This is a genomic window from Kitasatospora sp. MAA19, from assembly GCF_029894125.1.
In the GTDB taxonomy this organism is placed as follows: domain Bacteria; phylum Actinomycetota; class Actinomycetes; order Streptomycetales; family Streptomycetaceae; genus Kitasatospora.
The window spans coordinates 248338-270894 of record NZ_JARXYZ010000001.1 but is presented as its reverse complement, the minus strand read 5'-3'; the positions used below and the strand labels follow the sequence as shown (position 1 = coordinate 270894).

The 22557-nt window shown below is 70.4% G+C and carries 19 protein-coding genes and 1 pseudogene; 13 read left to right on the top strand and 7 right to left on the bottom strand.

The annotated features are described in order from the left end of the window. Positions 1 to 115 precede the first annotated feature (115 nt). The 8 genes from P3T27_RS01205 to P3T27_RS01170 all read left to right on the top strand — a co-directional run bounded on the left by P3T27_RS01205 (position 116) and on the right by P3T27_RS01170 (position 9517). Entirely contained in the window at positions 116 to 808 is a 693-nt protein-coding gene (locus tag P3T27_RS01205; RefSeq protein WP_280673705.1) for an Eco29kI family restriction endonuclease, read from the top strand. Positions 809 to 910: 102 nt separating this feature from the next. Continuing rightward, a complete protein-coding gene (locus P3T27_RS01200; RefSeq protein ID WP_280673703.1) occupies positions 911 to 1099 on the top strand; it encodes a hypothetical protein in 189 nt (62 codons plus the stop codon). A gap of 239 nt (positions 1100 to 1338) precedes the next feature. Beyond that, the gene (locus tag P3T27_RS01195; RefSeq protein WP_280673701.1) at positions 1339 to 3747 is read left to right on the top strand and encodes an ATP-binding protein; all 2409 of its coding nucleotides are present in this window, start codon (positions 1339 to 1341) and stop codon (positions 3745 to 3747) included. Positions 3748 to 3750: 3 nt separating this feature from the next. Beyond that, positions 3751 to 5424, top strand: coding sequence for a DEAD/DEAH box helicase family protein (locus tag P3T27_RS01190; protein ID WP_280673699.1), 1674 nt, complete (start codon positions 3751 to 3753; stop codon positions 5422 to 5424). A gap of 7 nt (positions 5425 to 5431) precedes the next feature. Further along, on the top strand, positions 5432 to 6022 hold the full coding sequence (locus tag P3T27_RS01185) for a hypothetical protein (RefSeq protein WP_280673697.1): 591 nt from the start codon (positions 5432 to 5434) through the stop codon (positions 6020 to 6022). A gap of 960 nt (positions 6023 to 6982) precedes the next feature. Beyond that, complete coding sequence (locus P3T27_RS01180; RefSeq protein ID WP_280673695.1) at positions 6983 to 7294, top strand: hypothetical protein; 312 nt, start codon at positions 6983 to 6985, stop codon at positions 7292 to 7294. Then, complete coding sequence (locus P3T27_RS01175; RefSeq protein ID WP_280673693.1) at positions 7291 to 8937, top strand: alpha/beta hydrolase; 1647 nt, start codon at positions 7291 to 7293, stop codon at positions 8935 to 8937. Before P3T27_RS01180 ends, P3T27_RS01175 begins: the two co-directional genes overlap by 4 nt. Before the next feature lie 22 nt (positions 8938 to 8959). Further along, on the top strand, positions 8960 to 9517 hold the full coding sequence (locus P3T27_RS01170) for a hypothetical protein (RefSeq protein ID WP_280673691.1): 558 nt from the start codon (positions 8960 to 8962) through the stop codon (positions 9515 to 9517). Positions 9518 to 9880: 363 nt separating this feature from the next. Here P3T27_RS01170 and P3T27_RS01165 read toward each other — a convergent pair whose 3' ends face one another. Both P3T27_RS01165 and P3T27_RS01160 read right to left on the bottom strand, forming a co-directional pair. Continuing rightward, positions 9881 to 11041 carry a site-specific integrase gene (locus P3T27_RS01165; RefSeq protein ID WP_280673689.1) on the bottom strand — a complete coding sequence of 387 codons (1161 nt, stop codon included), beginning with the start codon at positions 11039 to 11041 and terminating at the stop codon, positions 9881 to 9883. Further along, positions 11013 to 11234: a hypothetical protein gene (locus P3T27_RS01160; protein WP_280673687.1), complete on the bottom strand. Its 222-nt coding sequence runs from the start codon at positions 11232 to 11234 to the stop codon at positions 11013 to 11015. Before P3T27_RS01160 ends, P3T27_RS01165 begins: the two co-directional genes overlap by 29 nt. Before the next feature lie 466 nt (positions 11235 to 11700). On the opposite strand from P3T27_RS01160, the gene P3T27_RS01155 reads away from it, so the two are divergent. Together P3T27_RS01155 and P3T27_RS01150 are read left to right on the top strand one after the other, a co-directional pair. Beyond that, entirely contained in the window at positions 11701 to 12447 is a 747-nt protein-coding gene (locus tag P3T27_RS01155) for an ABC transporter ATP-binding protein (protein WP_280674098.1), read from the top strand. Positions 12448 to 12452: 5 nt separating this feature from the next. Next, positions 12453 to 14990 carry an ABC transporter permease gene (locus P3T27_RS01150; protein ID WP_280673685.1) on the top strand — a complete coding sequence of 846 codons (2538 nt, stop codon included), beginning with the start codon at positions 12453 to 12455 and terminating at the stop codon, positions 14988 to 14990. 1 nt (position 14991) lies between these two features. Here P3T27_RS01150 and P3T27_RS01145 read toward each other — a convergent pair. The 3 genes and pseudogenes from P3T27_RS01145 to P3T27_RS01135 form a co-directional block, all read right to left on the bottom strand. Then, positions 14992 to 15354, bottom strand: a pseudogene (locus tag P3T27_RS01145) (hypothetical protein); the annotation flags it as partial. Between the two features lie 244 nt (positions 15355 to 15598). Beyond that, complete coding sequence (locus tag P3T27_RS01140) at positions 15599 to 16714, bottom strand: nucleotide disphospho-sugar-binding domain-containing protein (protein ID WP_280673683.1); 1116 nt, start codon at positions 16712 to 16714, stop codon at positions 15599 to 15601. 203 nt (positions 16715 to 16917) lie between these two features. Continuing rightward, entirely contained in the window at positions 16918 to 17700 is a 783-nt protein-coding gene (locus P3T27_RS01135; RefSeq protein ID WP_280673681.1) for an alpha/beta hydrolase, read from the bottom strand. A 307-nt stretch (positions 17701 to 18007) separates the two neighbouring features. On the opposite strand from P3T27_RS01135, the gene P3T27_RS01130 reads away from it, so the two are divergent. Continuing rightward, positions 18008 to 18526, top strand: coding sequence for a hypothetical protein (locus tag P3T27_RS01130; RefSeq protein ID WP_280673679.1), 519 nt, complete (start codon positions 18008 to 18010; stop codon positions 18524 to 18526). A 599-nt stretch (positions 18527 to 19125) separates the two neighbouring features. Here P3T27_RS01130 and P3T27_RS01125 read toward each other — a convergent pair. Further along, positions 19126 to 19764 (bottom strand): response regulator transcription factor, encoded by a 639-nt coding sequence (locus P3T27_RS01125; RefSeq protein ID WP_280673677.1) that lies wholly within the window; start codon positions 19762 to 19764, stop codon positions 19126 to 19128. A 202-nt stretch (positions 19765 to 19966) separates the two neighbouring features. Beyond that, positions 19967 to 21205, bottom strand: coding sequence for a sensor histidine kinase (locus tag P3T27_RS01120; RefSeq protein WP_280673675.1), 1239 nt, complete (start codon positions 21203 to 21205; stop codon positions 19967 to 19969). 286 nt (positions 21206 to 21491) lie between these two features. On the opposite strand from P3T27_RS01120, the gene P3T27_RS01115 reads away from it, so the two are divergent. Then, complete coding sequence (locus P3T27_RS01115) at positions 21492 to 22049, top strand: heme-binding protein (RefSeq protein WP_280673673.1); 558 nt, start codon at positions 21492 to 21494, stop codon at positions 22047 to 22049. A gap of 70 nt (positions 22050 to 22119) precedes the next feature. Next, complete coding sequence (locus P3T27_RS01110; protein ID WP_280674097.1) at positions 22120 to 22536, top strand: PPOX class F420-dependent oxidoreductase; 417 nt, start codon at positions 22120 to 22122, stop codon at positions 22534 to 22536. The last annotated feature ends 21 nt before the right edge of the window (positions 22537 to 22557 follow it).

Below are 22557 nucleotides of genomic sequence, written 5' to 3'. Positions count from 1 at the left end.
CCTGTTCGAACTGTCGGCGCCTGCGAGCAGCACCATCCCTTCGAAGCGCCAGGGGCGCGAACGCCCGCCTCGACGACCAACCACACGACCCTCGACCGGAGCGGAGAACCCAACAGTGGCCACGCAGCCCGCCCTCGACGGTGTCATAGACGCCGAGCCCCACACCGGGCCCGACTCCATCTACGACCCATTGCGACGGGAGAACCTCGGGCGCAGTGTGCTGTGGGCGCTGACCTCCCGCGAAGCTGTGCGGCTGGACCGGATCCCGCGCTTCAACGGCTGCGGGATCTACGCGATCTACTACGCGGGCGACCACGAGCTCTACGCTCCGATCGCATCCGACAAGTTCGAAGTGCCGATCTACGTCGGCAAGGCCGACCCGAGCGGGGGGCGCAAGGGTGTGACGGTGGGGAAAGCCTGGGAGGGAACCCCGCTGTGGAGCAGGCTCGGAAAGCACAAGGCGAAGATCCATAAGACTAGCGATCTGAACGTGGAGGACTTCTTCGCCCGATACCTTCCCGCCGACGATCTGTTCACCCCGATGGCCGAGCGCCTGATGATCAGCGACCTGCGACCTGTCTGGAACGTGGTGCTCGAAGGCTTCGGCGTGAACCCGCAGGGGTCTGGCCGAGAGGGCGCCCAGCTACGCCCGAAGTGGCACGAAGTGCATGTCGGCGTCGACTGGGCCGACGGGATGCCGCCTCAGCCCAGCGGCCCCGAGCCGTTGCGGCAGCAAGTACGTGCTCACCTGGCACTCCACGCGGAGCCCCACCCAGATGCCGCCGGTCAGCCACCGGGCGTGATCTGACCGACGCGAGCGCGAGCTTGCTGTACGCAGGGAGCGCGAGGGCGAGCCCCCCCCGAAAGCCGATGTCGACCAACACCGGGATGGGGATGGAACACTGAACGCATGATCAGAGAACCGGCTGAAGCGACCGTTGGTGAGAACGGCACTGTGGAGGTCCCGCTCGGGGTGCTTGCGGAGACGGGTCTGTATCCCGGAGCGGTCGTCATGATCTACAGCGACGGGGATGGGCGCATCGTCATCCGACGCCAGGGCGACGCCCTCCGTGATCTTCTGGAGCATGGCAACCTCTGAGGCCCCCGGCCTCCGGCCCGCGGCAGGTCGGGGGTGCGGGCGAAGTCATGGATCTCGGGACTTACTTGACGAGGCGTCATCATCGACCAGGGCTGGGCTGCGAGTCACGCGGCGAGGAGGCCCGCCGCGCAGTGGCAGGCCGACATGACTCTGCCTAATTGTCCGTGCCGTGCGATATCTCTTGCCAGAGCTGGATCATCTGGTGTCCTTCAGAACAACTTTCAGACGGGAGCAGTGCTTTGTCGACTGACGCCGAAGGGGCATCGTTCGAGGAGGTCGACCTCACGCCTTCTCCGCAGCTGTTGGAGGCGTTGGGGGACATCCCCTACAAGCCGTGGCAGTGTCTGGCAGAGCTGATCGACAACTCCTTCGACGACTTTCTGACGGACCCAGACCGCAGTGAGGCGCAGGAGGTCTGGATCACGCTGCCGAAGCCGACCGACGACGATCCGATCGTGGGCCTGCTCGACAATGGGCGGGGCATGAGCCTGGAGACGCTGCAGAGCGCGTTGAAGGCCGGCTACAGCGGCAAGCGGCGGTACGGCAGCCTGGGCCTGTTCGGCATGGGATTCAACATCGCCACGGCCCGCCTGGGGCACCACACCGAGGTGCGGACTACACGGGCGGGCGACCCGGACTGGCTGGTCGTGGAGATCGATCTGCGCCGGCTCGCGCAGAACGACAGCTTCAGGACGCCGCTTCGGCGGGAGCCCAAGCAAGACATCTCCGAGCACGGCACCGAGGTGATCGTCCGTCGTCTACGCACCGAGATCGCCGAAGATCTGAAGAAGGCCAACCGCCACGCCTCGGTCCGCGCGGATCTGGGTCGGGTCTACTCGTACCTACTGCGCGGCGAGAACCCGGTCCCCGGCGTTCCGGACGGCCCGATGGCAGGGCGCGGCTTCCGGCTGAAGGTGAACGGGAAGACCGTCTCCCCTCGCCTGCCCTGCGTTTGGTCGGCGTCGCGGACGGTGACTAAGGAAGGGCGGGAGATCGCCGCTGTCAGGTCGGTGGACATTCCGCTTGCGTCGGCGTTGGCGTGTATGAAGTGCGGCCACTGGCAGAGCCCAGACCTCGCGCTGGACCGATGCGCGGAGTGTGACGGCGACGACATGCAGCTGCGCGAGCGCCGCATCCACGGCTGGTTCGGGGTTCAGCGATACCTGGACGAGAGCGACTACGGAATCGACTTCCTGCGCAACGGCAGGAAGATCCGGATCGGGGACCGTTCCCTGTTCTCCTGGGAGAACCCGAACGACGGGACTCAGGTCCCGGAGTACCCGGTGGATATCCCCGCGACTCAGGGCCGCATCGTGGGCGAGATCCACCTTGACCACGTCCCGGTGGGCTACCAGAAGACCGACTTCAACCGGGAGAGCCGCGACTGGCGGCACGCTGTCATCGCGCTGCGTGGCGAGGGTCCGATGCGCCCGAAGAAGGCCAAGGCCCTCGGGTACCCGTTGAACGCCTCGCCTCTCGGAGAGATCTTCAAGGGTTACCAGGAGAACCGCCCTGGTGCTGGCTGCCTGATTCCTGGCAACGGCAGCACGGCCATTCACGACACGGCTCGGGAGTGGGGCGCGAAGTTCCACTCGGGCCAGCATCCCGAGTTCCTCTCGGACGAGATCTGGTACCAGGCGGTCCTGGCCCATGACGAGGCCCGAGACAACGGCGGAGCGCCCGCGCGGTCGACCGGCAACAGCGGGGCCGGCGGCCCGTCGCTGACCGGCCGCACCGGGCTGACCCCCCTGGGCGGCTCGTCGACCGGCGGTCACGGGTTGGGCGGCGCGTCGCCCGCACCGTCGCCTGCCCCGGCTCCCGAGCCCGAGCCGGTGGAGACGGAAGAGCAGCGTTTCGAGCGCTACCGCGCCGACGCCCGTCAGGTCTTCGATCTGACGGGCGAGGTGACCCTGCCGCGACTGGGCCGCAAAGTCGTGACGGTCTTCGACACGCGTACGCCGCTGCTGGACGACCGCGAGCGGCAGGTTCCCTCGCTGGCCCGCATGGGCAAGGGCGTGAATCTGGAGGTGTTCGTCCACGGCGAGCACCAGGTGTTCCGCGAGTACGGACGCGATCCGCGCGACTACGCGCTGATGGAGATCGCACAGACCCTGCACGCCTTTGAACCGGACGGGCAGAAGGTCACGGCGGTCGCAGCCGAGGTCACCCGGCAGTTCCCCGACCAGCGGGTTACCGAGTCAGCGCTACGCGACCGGGCCGACTCGCTGCTGGGCCGGGTGCGCGAGCTGATGGCGCCGATCGTCGCGCCGATGGCTGGCGAGCTGTGGGAGGCGTTGCCAGAGGTGGTCAAGCTGCGCGCCGAGCGGGACGCCGGGCGAGCCGACGCCTCTCTGGACTGGCCTGCCGTAGTCAAGGACGGGGCATTTGTCGCCCACCTGGACGCAGCCGGGATCGCGGCCGTCGTCCGGGTCGGCCCGGCCGCCTTCTTGGACGGGGCGGTGTTCAAGACGTCCTGGAGCGGCTGGTCGGACACTGCGGTCAAGGACCGGCAAGTGGCGCAGACCGTGCGGCCCCTGGAGGTCGTCAGCGAATTCCTGGCCGATCCGGGCACGAAGACACGCCTGGAGCTGTCCTTGGCGCGGATCACCTTCGACATGCTCGACCAGAGCGTCGCCGGGCCGGTGTAACCGATGATCACCTCGTTCACGGCCCCGGACTTCCTGCGTTGGGTGGGACCGTTCGGATTCACCCGCCAGCTGGAACGGCTGGCGCTCCACCTGGGATTCACCGATGTCGTCAACATCGACGGTGCGAACGACCAGGGCGGCGACATCCTCGCCACCCGCGAGGGGCGCCTGTGGGTGTTCCAGGCCAAGTGGAAGGCGGGAGCGGCGGTGCCGCCCAGTGCCATCGACGAGGTCCTGGAAGCCAAAGCCCAGTACGGCGCCGACCACGCCGTAGTAGTCACCAACAGCCGCTTTGGGCCGCTCACCCGCAAGCGCCGCGACAGCCTCGCGGCGGTTGGAATGCGAGTGGAACTATGGTCGGGCCAGGAACTGGCCGACCTCTACGCCGACGACCAGTTCACCACCGACCGGCTCCCGGCCCGCGCGCTGCGTCCCTATCAGGACGAGGCTCTGCGGGCGGTCCTCGCCGACCTCGATAGCGCTGACCGCGCCCTGCTGGTGCTGGCCACAGGCCTGGGAAAGACCGTGGTCGGCGGCGAGGCCATCAATCACCACCTGCTCGAACGCCCCCAAGACAAGGTCCTGGTCGTTGCCCCGGCCAAGGACCTGGTGGAACAGCTGGAGCGGGCGCTGTGGCACCACCTGCCTAAGACAGTGCGCACTCAGCTCCTGACCGGCGATCACCGACCCGACGACCTGCGAGGCGTCACCTGCGCCACTACCGCCAGCGCGCTCAGCTACGCCCGCGCTGGCTATCGACCCGCACTGGTTATGGTCGACGAGGCCCATCACGTCGCCGAGGACGGGCAACTGGCTGAGCTGCTCGACATCCTCCATGCCAGCCGGCAGTTCGGGGTCACGGCCACCCCCTGGCGCGGCGACCGCTTCGACATTCGCAAGCGCTTCGGAGAGCCCAGCTACACGCTCGGCATCGAGGACGGCATGCGGCTGGGTTACCTGTCCGAGGTCCGCTACCGGCTCTACGCGGACAACATCGACTGGGACTTCGTCCGGGGCGTCAGCGACCACAGCTACTCGATCAAGGACCTCAACGCCCGCCTCTTCCTCCCCGAACGGGACGAAGGAGTGCGGGAGCAGCTGATGGAGGTCTGGGCGCGAACTCAGCAGCCCCGCGCGGTCGTCTTCTGCCGCACCGTCGAACACGCCGAACGACTGGCGGCGCTGCTCGCGGAGGTACCACAGTGGCGCGGGGCGCTCGCCGTGCACGCGGGCCTGAACAAGCGGGAGCGGCAGTCCCGGCTGATGAGCTTCCGCAGCGGGGAGGTCCCTATCCTGACCGCCGTCGACATCCTCAACGAGGGCGTCGACATTCCGGACGTGAACATCCTCTGCTTCGCCCGGGTCACGCACAGCCGCCGGATCTTCGTCCAGCAACTCGGCCGGGGCCTGCGGCTCCGTCCGGGAAAGTCGCACGTGGAGGTCCTGGACTTCGTCAGCGACATCCGCCGCGTCGCCGCTATCTTGAACATCCGCCAACAGATCGCCGAAGACGAAGTCGAGACCTTGCGCCTGGCGGAGCGCGGTACGAGCTTCGACTTCACCGACCAGCGCGCGGAGAGCCTGATGCGCGAATGGATCAAGGACGCGGCCAGTCTGGAGACCTCGTTGGAGGAGAGTCGCCTCCAGTTTCCCGACCCGGCCGCCTTTGGGGGATGAGGTAGCGATGAGTGACATCGACGAGGGGATTCGCCGCGAGGTGATTGCCGAGGTCTACCGGCAGGTCGACGAGCTCGACTGGGACGGCATGGCTCCACGCGAGCGCTCGCAGTGGTACGTGCGCTGGATCGACGACCCGCTCATTGGCGGAAAGCTGACACGGTTCATCGAACGCGATCGGGTCCGCGTGTGGATCAAGGACGGGCCGATCAAAGAACTGCCCCGGGCCCGCCACGGCATCGGCTCCTACGCGCAGTTCGCCGTGAGCCGCTACCCCGGAATGGAGCAGATCGCTCACCAAGCCATCGGCCCAGACTGGCAGGCCGACCCAGACACGGTGGACGTCAAGCCCAACCGCTGCCTGGTGCGAGGGCCCGGATCGAAGGCCTTGATGATCTGGGGGCCCGCCGCGAAGCTAGCCGACCTTGTCTGGGCCGGCATCAACGCCCGCGTGGATGGCGGAGCCGAACCGCTCATCGTCGTCACCTCCCCCCAGGGAACGCGGCTCAGCGAGGGTGAGATGCATCGGCATCGCCTCCTCGCCAAGGTGGCGGGCATCGAGCTACGCCACATCACCCTCCGGCTCACGCGCGTGTGATGGCGACGAGCGACGATGGAGTCGGCCGGCATCGGCTTCGGTGACTGTCGAGTCCCTACGAGTCGCGACGCTGCACAAGGGGAGACGGGCCATCAGGTCTATGACTGAGGGGCCAAGCGTGAGAGGCTGAAGCGCGGCATCGCGGCACGCGGAGATCTGTTGGCGAGGCCGGTCGGAGGAGCTAATCAGTCTCGTGCCAGATCCGTGCCAGAACCAGCGGTGAACGAGGGGCAGCAGTGGTTAGAGCTGGCAGCTCGGCTGACCCATCTGGCCAGGCATCGCCGCAGGTCAGAGGCTGTTTCCGGCCGGGAAGTCCAAAGATTCCCAAGCTTAGAGCGCGAGTTCGATTCTCGTCGCCCGCTCCATACCGAAAGCCGCAGGTCAGCTGACCTGCGGCTTTCGCGTTGTCTGGGCCAATCGGGGCATGCCTGTTAGATCCGTGCTGGAAGGCTGCCGCTGGGTCTGATCAACGGATTTCTACTCGGGGCCGTGCACCCTGGGCGGGCGAGTGGCGATCTTCTTCCAATGGCGAGATCTACTTGCTGCCGGCCACTCGTCGATCACAAGAACGGCAAGACCCACTTGTCTCCAGGAGTCGTGTGCTCGGTGGGATTGTCAGGGGCCGTAGTCGGCCGGCGGTACCGAGGGCTTGGGCGGGGCGGGCGTCCTGGTCGGGTGAGAGTCCGAAGCGGACGGTGCGAGGGTTGTGGGGCACCGTGCTCGCCGACGAACAGCAGGCCGTCTTCGCCGCCATCCCTGGCCGTCCGGCTCTCCGCCTTCCCCCTCGCAGTCGCCCGGGCCGCACCTCGTGCTGAGGCTGGACGGGCAGAAGGCGTACCGCAGCACCCCCTAATGCTCATATCATCTTAGTGTTTGTATGGATGCCTAACGCCGTGCCAACGGAATGCCGTCGAGCTGGTCCATGCACACGCTCATCATCTGATTCTGGGGGGAATCGCCTTGGCGGACACTGTCACCGTTGATCCACAAGCGCTCATCGCCTCCTCGGGAGTGGCGAAGAACCTCGCCGAGGAAGTCGCCAAACCTGTTAAGGACGCGCTGACTTCGGCCACTACCGCCTCTGGTCAGCTCGCCGGCTGGTCGATTGCCCAAGGGCTCGGAAAGATCGGCAGTGACTGGACCGCGCCGCTTGACGCGCTCCGGAAACGACTCTCCGACACCAGTGCCAACCTGCAGGCCAACGCCGACGCCCACGCGCACAACGAGCAGGCGACCGCAGGAGCGTGGAGCCAGCAGAAGGCGGCGCAGTGAGTAGTGCGTACGAACTGCTGGTCGCGTTCGACCCGCACGGGCTGCGCGACGCCGCGAAGGCGTGGAAGGCCCTTGCCCACAGTATGGAGAGTGCGAGCACGCGGCATCGCAACCAGGTGAACGGCCCGCTGCGCCGTGGGTGGAAGGGCGCGGACGCCGATGCCGCCTTTCCATTCATGGACCGGACCGAGCAGCGACTCGGTGTCGTCCGGGTCGAGGCGGAGGCGGCCGCGCTGACTCTGAACACCGTCGCGGACCGGATGTACCAGGCGCAGACCAACCTGACCAACGCCGTGCACCGCGCGTTGGATGCCAAGTTGACGGTGTCCGCCGACGGGATCGTCGATCTCCCACCCGAAGGCCCGGGGGAGCATAACGACCCCGATGCGCAGGCCGCGCGCCGTAGCCTCGCTAATCTCAAGAGCGGCTTCCAGGACCGGATCAACACGGCCATCAAGGACGCACAGGCGGCCAGTGACCAGGGCAACAAGGCCCTCGGCCATCTCGGCGCCGACATCCTCGGCGACCAGCGGGCGAACGGCGCCATGGCCGAGACTCGCACCGACGTCGCCGATGTCATGAAGGATCTCGGGCTGGTCGATCCGTACATTCCTGACGGCAAGGACCCGCAGAAGAACGCCGACTGGTGGAAGGGCCTCACACCCGACCAGCAAGAGACCTACCTCGCCCTGAACGCGGCCCAGATCGGAAACCTGGACGGTATTCCGGCGAGCGCCCGCGACGAGGCCAACCGCCTCGTCCTCGATCAGAAACTCGATGCCCTCCAGGCCGGGACGCCTACCTCTCTGGGCCTCGACCAGGCCGCGTACGACAAGCGCAAGGCCGCTCTGGCGGAGATCAAGAAGAAGCTCGAGGAAAACGCCAACGCGAAGGACGAGGAGCATCAGCTGTTCCTTCTCGCGATCGACCCAGAGGCGTACGGGGGCGACGGACGCGCGATCGTTGCGACCGGCAACCCCGACAAGGCGAGCCACACCTCGGTATTCGTGCCCGGAACGAACACCGACTTCAACGGGGTGCCGGGCCAGATCGACCGCATCCGACAGTTGCAGGGCTATGGCAAGCAGTACGCCAAGGCCGGCGAAACCGTTTCGGTCATCTCCTACCTCGGCTATGACGCCCCGGAGAGTCTCCCCGGGGCGTCGAGTCCCATGCGCGGACTCGACGGCGCCGAGGACATGCGCCGTTTCTCCAACGGCCTCAGGGTGGCGCACGGCGAGCCGAGGACTCACCTCAGCTACATCGCGCACAGCTACGGCAGTTTCGCCGTGGGCGTCGCCGACAGCGGAGGAAGCCACGGCCTGGACGCCGACGACATCGTCACCCTCGGTAGCCCGGGCATGGGCGTGCTCACTGCCGAACAGTTGAATGTCAACCCCGATCACCTCTGGATCGGCGAGGCCACTGACGACCCCACACGTCTGGTCGGCGGCTTCTCGCTCGGTCCTAGCCCGCACATCGCGGGATTCGGCGGGAACAACATCAACATCGACACGTCCGGACACGGCGGCTACTGGGATGAGAACTCGGACAGCGTGAAGAACCAGGGCAAGATCATCGCCGGGAAGCCACCCCACACCACATGGAAGGAGGATCCGCTCTGGGGTTCGATACCCCACTGAACCGCTGACCGGAAAGAATCCCATGCGCAACCTGACCACCCACCCGCCTGTCATCGGCACCCGGCTGAAGCAGCTCCTGGCAACGGCGCTGATGGTCACGACTCTCGGAGCCTGCATGTCCAGCCCCGGAACAGGGAAGAACGACCCCCTGCCCGTCAAAACCCGCCAGGAGACACTCGACTGGGCGAAGCAGCTCACCGAGCACCTGGCCCAGACCGCCGGGATCCGGATCAACGACGAACCCGCCGACCCCGTTTTCACCTCGTGCATCGGTAAGAACGGCGAAACTGCGCCGGACGACCGCTACATCCTGATCTACGGCGTCCACAGCAACGTCCCCAACGCCCAGCACAACGATGTCGTCCGCAAGGTCCGCGACCGCCTCACGAGCGAGGGCCTCAAGATCACCGAATACCAGGAGACGCAAGGCGCGGAACCGGACTCCACCGTCAGCGCACGCCACCCCAGCAGCCGGTACGTCGTCGACGTCGCCAGCACCGCGGGCAACGACCGCATGGTCCTGAGCGTCACCACCCCGTGCCTGATGCCCCCGTCCGCATCGCCTGCCCCCACCCCTTGACCGGTCCGTCGCCGGTTGCAACGCCCCATCCGCAAGCACTTGCTCCCGTTCTCCGGGGCGTTGCGGCTGTGCGACCGCACAACCGCAACGTGGAGGAACGAGCGACCTGAGCTGAGCACCGGTCGACGCCAGCACTGGCGCCAACTGGCACGGATAGCGGCGTCTCGCGACAGTCCCATGCCAGATCCGTGCCAGAACGGGCGGAAGACAGCGGTCGGCAGGGGGCTGGGCCAGCCGCGCCAGTACTTCGACTGTCGAGCATCGCCGCAGGTCAGAGGCCTTTCGGGCTCGAAGGTCCAAAGATTCCCAAGCTTGGAGCGCGAGTTCGATTCTCGTCGCCCGCTCCAGCAGTAAAGGCCCAGCTCAGGGGCGTGATCCCCGAGCCGGGCCTTTCGCGTTTCTGGGCTCTCGCGCCCCCCTGCATGCCCCTATGACTCGTCGGGCGGTGTCGCGCCCCGACCGAGGGTGCGGTCGATCTCGGCGTCCCTGCCGTCTGCGATCTTCTGATCCCGTTCGCGGGTGGCGTGCTGGTAGATCAGCGCGGATCGGACGGAGGACTGCCCCATGCGCGCCATCAGTTCCTTGAGGCTGGACCCGGTCGCGGCGGCCAGGGTGTGCCGGAGGCCGTAGAAGCGGAAGCCCGGCATGCCCGCCTTGGCGCGTGCCTTGCGCCACGCCCCGGCCGAAGGTGGTCCGGTGGAACGGGGCGCCCTTCTCGCCGACGAACAGCAGACCCTCCCGCTCCTTCCCCGCGAACGGCTCCAGGTGCAGCCGGACAGCAGGCAGGACAGCCGCGGGGATGGTGACGACCCGCTTGCCCGCTTCGGACTTGGTGTCGCCGAGCGCGCGCCGGCCGGTGTTGAGTTCGGGGGTCGCGAGCCGGACCTGGACCGTACCGGCCACGAGGTTGATGTCCTTGCGCCGGAGTTCAGCCAGCTCCTCCGGGCGGAGCGCCGTGAAGTCAGCGAGCAGGACCATGGCGCGCCAACGTGGCCCCACCAACTCGGCCAGCTCGTAGACCTGCTCGATGCTGGCGATGCCGCACTCCTCGGCCGACTCCTTGCCCGCACCCTTGAGCCGGCACGGGTTCCGGCGGATCGGCTCATCATCGGTAGCGGTTGCCATGACGGACTTCGGCAAGCGGTACGCCTTCGCGGCCGTGGTGTGCTTGCCGGTGGCCCGGAGTTCGGCCCTCCAAGCACGGACGAGCGGCGGCGTGATCTCGTCCAAGTCGAGCTCCCCGAAGGCCGGTTCGAGGTCCAGCCGGAGCAGTCGGCGGTACAGCTCCAGCGTGGTCGGCATCAGGCCGCGCTCGGTGGTCCAGGCGTCGGCGTACTTGGCGAAGTTGACCGCCCCGGCGTCGGGGTCACGCCAGTCCTTCTTCCGGATGCTGGTCTGCATCTCGGCCAGCCAGTCATCCGCGTCGGTCTTGGTCTCGAAGGTCTCCGGCGCCGGCCGAAGGATGCCGTTCGCGTCGAGGTACCGAGCCTGGAAGCTACCAGCGCCGGGGCGCCGTGCCGGCATTCTCCGCCCGGCCGGACGTGTGGATCTTCCAGCCCTGCTTGGGCAGCGGCGTGCCACCCTCGGGTCGGTATATCACCCAGTCACCGTTCTGGATCCGGCTCCAGCCCTCGGGTACCGCCCGGTCGGACAGGGCGAAATCCAGGCCCTCCTCCTTCAACTCGACGGGTGAGTCGAAGAATGTCGGATCGGCCATGCAATACACGTCATAATGCCGAGGCATTGCCGCCCCCGTGACTTCTCTGAAGTACTCCAAGGCAATGATCGGCCGAACCGTCGGAAGTCCGGGCAGTCGGACTGGAAGATTTTTCCGCCGCATTCCGGAGGTTCGCGTTTGATTATTTCGAACAAGCACGATCCCGGCATCCGGGCGCGCTTTTGGCTACGAGGTACTCCATGAAATGCCCCATGCGATTCGCATGGATGTGTCCATGGATTGTCCACTTCCAGACCCTCCCGGGCGGGCAATCGGCAGACTTGGCGACCGGATGGCCTGGGGAAATGCTCTCGTGGCCGCCGCCCGGCCGCTGTCCGGAAGTCGCCGGAGGTTCAGGCGGGCGGTGTGGATTTGGCTAGGCTTGCGGTCGATGAGGGCAGGGTGCCACATCGAGGAGGGGATTCCCGTTTTCTCTCGGACTGCGGATTCCAGCGATCCGGAACAGATCCATTCCACTTCGGAACCGGACCTGGCGGTCCGGCTCGACGGGGTGAGCAAGGTGTACGGGCGCGGAGCGGGGGCCGTGCACGCCCTGCGCGAGGTGTCGATGGAATTCCGGCGGGGTGGGTTCACCGCGGTGATGGGCCCCTCCGGGTCCGGGAAGAGCACGTTCCTGCACTGCGCTGCCGGACTCGACCGCCCGACATCCGGGCAGGTCCGGCTGGCTGGACTGGAGTTGGGGACGCTCGGCGACACCGAGCTGACCGTCCTGCGCCGGCAGCGGATCGGCTTCGTCTTCCAGTCCTTCAACCTGCTGCCGTCCCTGACGGTCGAGCAGAACGTCACTCTGCCGTTGCGACTGGCCCGGCGCCGGGCGGACCGGACATGGCTGACGGAGATCCTCGACCGGACCGGCCTCGCCGACCGGGTGCGGCACCTGCCCACACAGCTGTCCGGCGGCCAACAGCAGCGAGTGGCGATTGCTCGGGCCCTGGTGACACGGCCCGAGGTCGTCTTCGCGGACGAGCCCACGGGCGCCCTGGACAGCACCACCGGAACAGAGGTCCTCCGACTGTTGCGGCACGTGGTCGACGGACTGGGGCAGACCGTGATCATGGTGACGCACGACCCGGTCGCCGCCTCCTACGCGGACCAGGTGTTCTTCCTGGCGGACGGCTCCTTCGCCGAGGCCCTTGCCGCCCCCTCGCCCGAGCAGGTCGCGGACCGGATGACCCACCTGGGAAGGCGCTGAACGGCATGCTCCTACTGGCCTGGCAGACGGTACGCGCCCGGAAAGCGGGCTTCGCCGGGGCTTTCACCGCACTGTCGTTCGCCCTCGTCCTGACCGCCGCGTGCGGCGTCCTGCTGGAGTCCGCTCTGCGCGCGGGCACCCCCACCGAACGTTACGCCGCGGCCCCGGTCGTGATCGGCGGTTCGACCCGTATGGCCGACGTCGATCCGCTGATCGGACAGCTGGCCGCGCTGCCCGGCGCCGGGACTGCAGCCCCGGAGGTCTCCTTCCCTGCCGCTGTGATCACCGAATCGGGGCAGATTCTCTCCGGCCCGCAGGGCGGAGCCTCCCTCGGGCACTCCTGGACCAGCGCCGTCCTCGCCCCCTTCGAACTTACCTCCGGTCACCCGCCGACCGGCCCTGACGAGGTGGTCCTCGACAGCGCGACGGCGGCACGCGGAGGGCTGAAGCCCGGCGACACCGTACGGCTGGCCACCACCACGGCCCCCCGCGCCTACACGGTGGCCGGACTGGCCTCACCCCCAAGGAAGCTGGCACGCCAGACGGTCCTCTTCTTCAGCCCCGACCAGGCAGCCCGGCTCGCGGGTACCACCAGGGGCGCGGACGCGATCGGCATCACGGCGCGGGACGGAGCCGACCCGCGGGCGCTGGCCGCGCAGGCCGAACAGGTCCTCGCCGAGACCTTCCCGGCCACTGGCACGGAGCTCTGGTCCGGGCCCTGGGTGAACACCGGTGCCCAGCGGGGCGAGTGGGAGTTCTCGAACACACCCGGGCCCGGGGACGGCCTGGCCTCGCTCGCCGGGACCGTCGGGATCCTGTCCCTGCTCATCTCGGTGTTCGTGGTGGCGGGAGCGCTCGCGCTCACCGTCCAGCAACGCCTGCGGGAGATGGCACTGCTACGGGCCGTGGGCGCCACCTCGGGACAGGTGCGGCGGATGATCGCGATGGAGACGTTGGTCCTGACCATCGGCGCCGCGCTGGTCGGATGCCCGGTCGGGGTCGGCGTCGCCTCGCTGCTCCGCGGCGCACTCGTCGACCGCGGTGTGGTCCGCTCCGACGTACCGCTCCACGTCGGGCCCACCGCATTGCTGACCGTCGTCGGCGGGGTCGTCGTCACCGCGCAACTCGCCGTGTGGGCCTCCGCGCGCCGGGCGTCCCGGGTCGAACCGACCCAGGCCCTGCGCGAGTCCTCTGCGCCCGCGCCACGGATCGGCTGGGTACGGGCGGTGCTCGGGGCCGGGACGCTCGCCGTGTGCGCCGTGGTGCTGTCGTCCTCCACAGGCAGCCGCAGCGGGGCCGGCACGGCCGAGAGCATGGTGCTGCTCCTCCTCCTGGGGGTGGCACTCCTCGGACCGGTGATCGGGCGGGTCGCCAGTGTGGTGATCGGTGGACCAGTGGGCAGGCTCTTCCCCGTAGCGGGGTTCCTCGCGTCCGCAGCCCTGCGCACCCAGCCTCGCCGCTTCGCCGCCGCCGTCACCCCGCTGGCGCTGGCCGTGGCCTTTACCAGCACCGTGCTGTTCGTCCCCGGCGTCAAGGCCCAGGCCGCCGTGACCGAGGACGGTCGAAGGCTGCGGGCCGATCACGTGGTCCAGGCCGACGGGATCGGGCTGCCCCCGGACTTCGTCGCCGCCGCTCGCCGACTGCCCGGTGTGAAGGCGGTCAGTGGGGTCGTCCCCACCATGACCATGGTGTCCGCCGCGTCGCCCGGCACCGCCGGCTCGCAGGGGATCGACGCCCAGGTGGTCGATCCCCAGGATCTGTCCGAGCTGCTCGAACCCGGGGTCACTGCGGGTTCGCTGGCCCAACTACGCGGAGACGGCGTGGCGCTGGGGCAGCGGTCCGCCTCCGCCCTCGACGCCGGCGTCGGCACCGAGGTCCGGATCGGCTGGCCGGACGGCACCGAGAGCATCGCCACGGTGGTCGCCGTCTATGACCGCGACCTGCGGTTCGCCGACGCGCTCCTGCCCACCGAGTTCGCGGCCGCCCACACGCCGAACTTTCTCGCGCCGACGGTCCTGGTCCGGTCCGCCCCCGACGCCGACCCTCAGCAGGTCGGCCGGGAACTCCAGAACCTCGCCTCCGCCTACCCCATGGCCCGTACGAGCGACCGGGCCACGTACGACAACGCGCGCAGGCACCGGCAGGAGTCGGCCACGGCCGTCGGCCGGCTGCTCCTCGGCATGATCAGCCTCTTCACCGCCATCGCCGTCGTCAACACCCTGGTGATGGCCACGACCGAGCGGTTGCGCGAGTTCGCCCTGCTGCGCCTGGTGGGCACCACGCGCCGACAGATCCTGCGCATGATGGCCTGGGAGGGCGGCATCACGGTCGGCGTGGCCCTCGTCCTCGGCGCCGCGGTCACCGCCGCCGTCCTGGTGCCCGTCAGCCTCGCGCTCACCGGCTCGGCCTGGCCCTCCGTTCCCGCGGCCTGGGCGGCCGCGGTGCTGGGCGGGGCGGCGCTGCTGGGTCTGGGCACGGTGCTGCTGACCACCCGGCTGGCGCTGCGCAGAGAGCCGGTCGAGGCCATGGGACTGCGCGAGTAGCGGGAACCGAGGTCGTCGACTCGGCCGGCCCGTCGAGGGGGCGGTGGTCGGCGAGCAGCTTGTCCAGCTGGGGCAACAGCGGGCCGTACGGATCGAGGCGGGGGGAGGACCGGACGAACGCCGCGACGGGTGACGACTCCCCGAGCGCATCGAGACCGGCGGCTCCCAGCAGTACGGGGGTGCCGCACGCGGCCGCGTAGGAGCTGACCGAGCCGAAGTCGCCCAGGACCACGTCCGCGGCGATCAGGGCCTGACGCCAACCTTCGAGCGGGTCGACGAGGGCGAGCCCGGCCCGTCTGGCCCTGTCCAGCCAGAGAGGGACCTGGCCGGGACCGTGGCCGTGCCAGATGTTCGGGTGGAGGACTTCGGGGCCGCTGTGGCCGCTGTGTCCGATCTTGAAGCCGGAAGTGTCGACGTATCGCGGTGAGGCGAGAAACCTCGGCGGTACTTCGTCTGGACGAAGGCCCATCGGGCTGTGAGTCGGGCCGAGGGCCGAGGGCCGAGGGCCGAGGCGCTGCGGGGGAGTTGAGCAGAATCCACGCGAGGTCAGAGGGTGTGCGGAAAGCCGCAGGTTGGCGGCCTGCGGCTTCCTCGGGGTGGGACGGGAGTCAGGAGGTGGTGAGGGCTTCGAGGGCGGGGACGAGGGCGGCGGGGGTCGGGAGGGCGGTGTTGGCGGCCTGGACGGAGCGGGCGGCGGCGCGGAGGTCGGGGTCGGTGACGAGACGGTTCAGGGTGGCGGTGTCGACGGTGTCGGAGGTGGAGCGCAGGGCGGCTCCGGCGGCGGTGAGGGCCTCGGCGTTGGCGAAGTGGTCGGCGCCCTGGGGCAGGAGCAGCTGGGGCAGGCCGGCCTGGAGGGCGGTGAGCATGGTGCCGGAGCCGCCGTGGTGGATCAGGGCGTCGGAGCGGCCGAGCAGTTCGTTGAGCGGCACCCAGGGCAGGGCGCGGACGTTGGCGGGCAGGGTGCCGAGCGGGGTGAGGTCGGCGCCGCCGACGGCGAGCAGGAAGTCCGCGTCGACCTCGGCGGCGGCCTGGACGAGGCGGACGACCGCGTTGACGCCGTCGAGTTCGGTGAGGACGGTGCCCAGGGTGATGGTGATCCGGGGGCGGTCGGCGGCGTGCAGGAACTCGGCGGGGACCACGCCGCCGCCGTTGTAGGGCACGTAGCGCATCCGCAGGCCGTCCGGGTCGCCGCCGAGCGGGCCGAGGTTCAGCGCGGTGGCCTCGGCAGGCCCGGTGAGGCCGTGCCGCTCGTAGACGTCGGTGAAGCTCTCGGCGAGGAGCTTGACCATGGCGCCGCCGGGGGTGACTCCGAAGTTGTGGACCACCGAGGGGATCTTGAGTTTGGCCGCGACGAGCGGGGGCGCGGCGTGGAAGGAGTCGTGGATGAGCAGGTCGGGGCTCCAGCTGGCGGCGACCTCCAGCAGGTGGTCGACGGCGGGTCGGGAGCCGTGGGCGAAGGCGCGGGCCGCGTTGGCGAGGATCTCGGCCTGCGGTCGCTCGGGGGAGACGTACTGCATCTCCTCGCCGAGGAACTCCTGGAACATCTCCCGCAGGCCGCGTCCGTCGCCGATCTCGACGATCGGGAATCCGGCGGACCGGAGCTGTTCCAGCGGCTGCGCGCTGGCGAACAGGACGTCGTGTCCGGCGGCGCGCAGGGCCTGGGCGGTGGGCACCATCGGGAAGAGGTGGCCGGCGGCGGCCGGGCCGGTGAAGAGTATGCGCATGGTGGTCTCCCGGTCGGAATCGCGGGTTGTGTGCGAACATCGGCGGTCAAATCAGTCTCTCCTCGCGAGCTGACGATCGGTCAATTCGAACTTGTGTGGGGGCGTGGTTATCGGACGTTCTGTCACGGGTCTTGCCAAGGTGCGCTCGGTGTGCTCTGACGGGACGGCGTCCCTGGTCAGACGGGTCGGCCGGGTCGCGGCGTTCAGGCGGCGGCGAGGAAGTCCCGGACGGTCCTGGTGAAATTCGCGGTCTCCTCGGCGATCACGATGTGGCCGGTGTCGAACTCGGCGTACTCGCTGCCGGGCAGGGCGGCGTGCAGGCGGCGGGTGTTCTCCACCGGGATGGTGGCGTCCTGGGTGCAGCCGATCACCAGGGTGGGGGCCTGGACGCGGGGGAGCAGCGGAGCGAGGTCCAGGCTGAGGTCGAGGGCGATGTGCCGCAGGGTGCCGGGGGTCGGCTGCAGGTAGGCGGCGTTGGCCTCGACGGCCTCGCGGCCGATCCGGTTGAGGAAGCCGCGGCTGAACGCGGTGAGGGTGGCGTAGCCGCCGAAGGCTGCGGGGTGGTCGGCGAGCGACAGCCAGGTGGCCATGGAGAGGCGCAGGTACTCGTCCTGTTCGGCGCTGATCCAGCCGGCGGCGGCGACCAGGCGGCGGACCTGGTCGGGGCGCAGGGCGGCGGCCGCGGTGGCGACGACGGCGCCGAGCGAGAAGCCGAGGATATCGGCGGGTCCGCGGCCGGCGGCGTCGATGACGGCGTTGACCTGGGCGGCGAGGGTTTCCAGGGTGAGCGCGGCGCCGTCGTCCTCGGCGGCCTCGCTGCCGGACAGGTCGGGCAGCAGCACGGTGTAGCGGTCGGTGAAGGCGTCCAGCAGGCCGTCCCACATGGCGGAGCCGGGGCCGGTGCCGTGGACCAGGGCGAGGGTGTCGGGGCCGGAGCCGACGACGCGGTAGGGGATGCGGGCGGTGCCGACGGTGATGGTGGGCATGGGTGTTGGGCCTTTCCGGCTGGTCGGGCGGTCGGCGGGCGGTTTCCGTCGACGAGAAGTAAACTACACGGTGCAGATCAGTGATTCAACTGCACCGTGTAGTGCAATGAAGGGGGCGTGAAGGGCGCACCGGAGGGGCGCGGGGGAGGGTGTGGGAACGGTGAGGGCGGAACTGTCCACCCGCGTCCGCCGTCCAAGCAGTGACGGAATCCCTGCCCGGCCTGAACGCCGGGAGGAGCGGAGGGGCCCAGTGCAGCCAGGTGGTGCCGAACTCAACGTCGGACTCCCGAACGGAGGCCGAGGCGGTGTGCCGGTCGTGCCGCCCGCCCGGTGGCCCGGCCCCGCGGTGGCGGTCGATCAACTCGACGCCGCCGAGCGCTGCGAGACGCTTCTCCAGGACACCCTGGACGCCGTTCGGCCGGCGCCGGCCTGGCAAGGGGCGGCACCCGGGGCGGGTGCGCGGCTGCCGTTGCCGGGGCCGGATTCGGACGTGCTCTGGTACGTCACCCGGGGGCGGGACATCCTCACCATCGTCTCGGCGGCCCGCCGGGCGGCGCTGGTGGGCGCGGTGGAGCGGCACTGGCGGCAGCGCGGCTGGACGATCACCTCGCTGAACGCCTGCCGGGACCGCCCCGGAGTCGCCGCCGTCACCCTGGACGGCTATCGACTGGCGCTGCGCTTCGGCGAGTTGGGCGAGGCCGGGCTGACCGCCGACTCGCCCGGGGTGGCCCGTTCGGAGCGGCTGCCGCCGCTGCAGGGCGCCGGCGGTCGCGGCCCCGCGCCGCTGCCGCACGTGTGCTGCCCGTACTGGAGCGCGATGGTCTAGCCGGGCCGGGCCGAAGGCTGGAAACGGGAGGGGGAAGGGGAGGCGCGGAGCGAGTCCCCCCGGACTCGCTCCGCACCGCCTCGTCGCGCGGCTTCGGCGCTGCCGCTCCCCCCGACTCCCCGGCAGCCTCGCCGTTCCCCCCTGGCAGCACCCTCCGGCGAGAGCGGTCCGCACAGGCCCCGGCGAGCCCCCACCCCCGGGGACGTCGTTGGTATCACGCTAACAAACCGCGTGGTTGGTTTGTCAATAGCGGGATCCACGAAAAATCCACAAACGTGACGGTCGGCCCGGAAGGTCCCGGAAGGCGTCGGACCAGCGGGTTGAGTACCGCGGGGCATCCGCCGACCGTACGGCGACACGCGCGCCGAGCGACCGTACGGGCCGCGCGCTCGACACGGGCGGCGGTGGAATCCGACACTCCGATCATCATGGCAGCACGCAGTGACACCGCGCGAGCGCTGAGCGCAGCCGACGGGCCGGTCGGCGGTCGAGCGGCTCGTCGGCGGGTGGTCGAGCCGGCTCGGGCGGGTCGCGGGTCGCGGGCCGGGCGGGTCGCGGTGCGCGGTATGGCCGGTGACGCGGCCGAAGGTGAGGTGCCGTCAGCGCAGCAGCCGGCGTTCCTTGGCCACCGCCACCGCGCCGGCCCGGGTGTCCACCCCCAACTTGTCGTAGATCCGGCCCAGATGGGTCTTCACGGTGGCCTCGCTGATGAACAGCGCCCGGGCGATCTCCCGGTTGCCCAGCCCCTGCGCCAGCTGCGCGAGGATGTCCTGCTCGCGCTCGGTGAGTTGCGGCGCGGGCGCCCGCATCTGCGCCATCACCCGGGAGGCGACCGGCGGCGAGAGCACCGTGCGGCCCCGCGCGGCGGCGTGCACGGCGGCGAACAACTCCTCCGGCTGCTCGGCCTTCAGCAGGTAGCCGGTGGCGCCCGCGGCGATCGCCCGGGTGATGTCGGCGTCGGTGTCGTAGGTGGTGAGCACCAGCACGTGCGGGCCGCCCGCGGCGGCCGTGATCCGGCGGGTGGCCTCCACGCCGTCGATGCCGTCGCCGAGTTGGAGGTCCATCAGCACCACCTGCGGGGCCAGCCGGGCGGCCAGCGCGACCGCCTCCTCGCCGGTGCTCGCCTCGCCGACCACCGTGATGTCGCCCGCGCTGGCGAGCAGCGCCAGCAGCCCGGCACGGACCACCGCGTGGTCGTCGCAGACCAGCAGCCGGACGGGGGAGCCGGCGGTGCTCATACGCACACCCCGTCGCGCCCGCTCACTTCGCCGAGCCCGCCCACCCCGCCGAGCCCGCCCACCCCGCCGCACCCGCCCACCCCGCCGCACCCGCTCACTTCGTCGCGCCCGCTGCCACGGCGGCCGTCGGCCGACAGCGCCGCCACCGGGCGGCGGGAAGGGCCCACCGCCCGTCTGCCGAGGACGAGTTGGCTTCGTTCGCTCACTGGTGCTCCAGGGGGATCGCGGCGGAGACGACGGTGCCTTCGCCAGGGGTGCTCTCCACGGTCAGCGTGCCACCGAACTGCCGCAGCCGGGCGCGCATCGCCGGCAGCCCGTACCCGCGGCCGCCGGCCGCCCCGACCGCCCGCGGGTCGAAACCCCGTCCGTCGTCGGCGACGTCCAGGACGGCCTGGTCGCCGAGGAAGGACAGCGTGATCGCCGCGGCCGACGCTCCGGCGTGCTCCCGGACGTTGGCCAGCGCGCCCTGGGCGATCCGCAGCAGCGCGGACTGCGCGGCGGCGGGCAGCGGGACGGGCGTGCCGTCCAGGTGGAAGCGGACGGGCAGTCCGCTCTCGGCGGCCTCCCGCTCGGCGAGCGCGGCCAGCGCCCGGTCGAGCGGACGGCCGTCGGCCAGTTCGGCCGGCGCGAGGTCGTGGACGAAGCGGCGGGCCTCGGCCAGGTTGCGGGCCGCCACGTCGGCGGCGGTCCGGACGTGGGTGCGCGCGGTCGCCGGCTCGGTGTCCCAGGTGCGTTCGGCGGCCTGCAGCAGCATCTGCTGGCTGGACAGTCCCTGTGCCAGGGTGTCGTGGATCTCCATGGCCAGCCGCTCGCGCTCCGCGAGGGTGCCCTCCCGCCGCTCGGTGGCGGCGAGTTCGCGCCGGGTGCGGACCAGGTCGGCGATCAGGGCGCGCTGCCGGGCGTCCTGCCGCGCCATGAACAGGAACACGCCGGTGGCGAGCGCGGCCACCGCGGGCGGCAGCAGGACGAGGGTGGCGTCCGCCCCGCCGGGGAGCCGGATCTCGCCGACCACCACCAGCAGCGTCAGGGCCGCCACCAGCGGGATCGCGGCCCGGGCGGGGAGCGTGCGCAGCGCCGTGTAGACCAGCGGGACGGCGCACCAGGCGAAGCTCGGCGCGAGCAGCACCAGCACCACCCAGAGCGCGACCACCATCGCCAGCGGCCACCGGCGCTGACGCGGGGCCCGACCACCGGGCCCGGGCTCGGGCGGGTGGCGGTGCGCGAGCCAGGAGCCGGCCGGCTGGGCGACGGCCAGCGCGGCGCTCAGCCCGATCACCCAGGGGGTCCAGGGGTTGCCGGCGTGGTGGGAGAGGTAGCGGCTGAGCGCGGCGGCGAGCAGCAGCAGGAAGGCGGAGTCGAGCAACAGCGCCAGCCGGCCCGCGTCCGGGCCGTCACTGCCAAGCTCGCTGTCGCGGCCGGCGGCGGGGCGGGACTGCTGCACGGGTGGCTCCTGGCTGGACGGGCGCTCGGGCTCCGGGCGGGCACCCGGTACCTGGACGGAAGCTCGGCGCACTGACCTGCACCGATCCCTCGATGGTGACCCGTCCGGCCCGGTCCCGCATCAGCCGATCGGTTGACGCCGGTGTCCTCCATCATGCCCGCGCGGTCGCGCCGGAGCGTCGATGTGGCCGGGCCGGTCGCGGCCGGAGGATCGAGGCAGAGCCGGACGGACCCCCTGTCGCCCGGCGTCCCCGATCCCGTTCGCCGACCCGCTGAGGAGCTGGACCATGAAGAAGATCTCCGTGCGCACCCGGGTGCTGACCGGCACCCTCGCCGCCGCCGCGCTCGCCGCGACCGCGGGCGCCGTCTCGGCCAGCGCCGAGACCTCCGAGACCCCGGCCGCGCCCGCCGCGGTGAAGGTCGACACCCAGAACAAGAACCTCGCCCAGAGCACCGGCCTGACCATCGACGCCGCCACCCGCGCGGCCCAGGCCACCCTGGACGCGGCGGCCAAGGCGGGCCAGCACGTCTCGGTCGCGGTCGTCGACCGGGACGGCGTCACCCGGGTGCTGCTCAAGGGCGACGGCGCGGGCCCGCAGTCCCCGGAGTCGGCCCAGCGCAAGGCGTTCACGGCGGTCTCCTGGAACGCGCCGACCTCGGAGCTGACCAAGCGGCTGGCCCAGGCCCCGACCCTCAAGGACATCCCGGGCACGCTGTTCCTGGCCGGCGGCGCCCCGGTGCAGTCCAAGGGCGCCCCGGTCGCGGCGATCGGTGTCGCGGGCGCGCCCAGCGGCGACCTGGACGAGCAGTTCGCGCAGGCGGGCGTCGCCGCGCTGGCGAAGTGACCCCCGGCCGGTCGGTCCGTCCCCGATGCGCGGGGTGGACCGACGGGCCAGGATGGGCGCCATGCCGACGATGACCGATGACCAGTGGCGGGCGTTCCTCACCGAGGGCACCCGCACCGCCAAGCTCGCCACCACCCGAGCCGACGGCCGCCCGCACGTCGCGCCGATCTGGTTCCTGCTGGACGGCGACGAGCTCGTCCTCAACACGGGCGCCGCCACCGTCAAGGGCCGCAACCTGGCCCGCGACGGCCGGGTGATGCTCTGCGTGGACGACGACCGGCCGCCCTTCTCGTACGTCCTCCTGCAGGGCACCGCCCGCCTGAGCGAGGACCTGGCCGAGGTGCGCGCCTGGGCCACCCGGATCGCCGCCCGGTACATGGGCGAGGACCTCGCGGAGCAGTACGGGGCCCGGAACGGCGTGCCGGGGGAACTGCTCGTTCGGGTGAAGATCGAGAAGGTCTCCGCAGAACACGGGGTGGCCCTCTGAAAAGCCGGTGCTGCTGTCAGT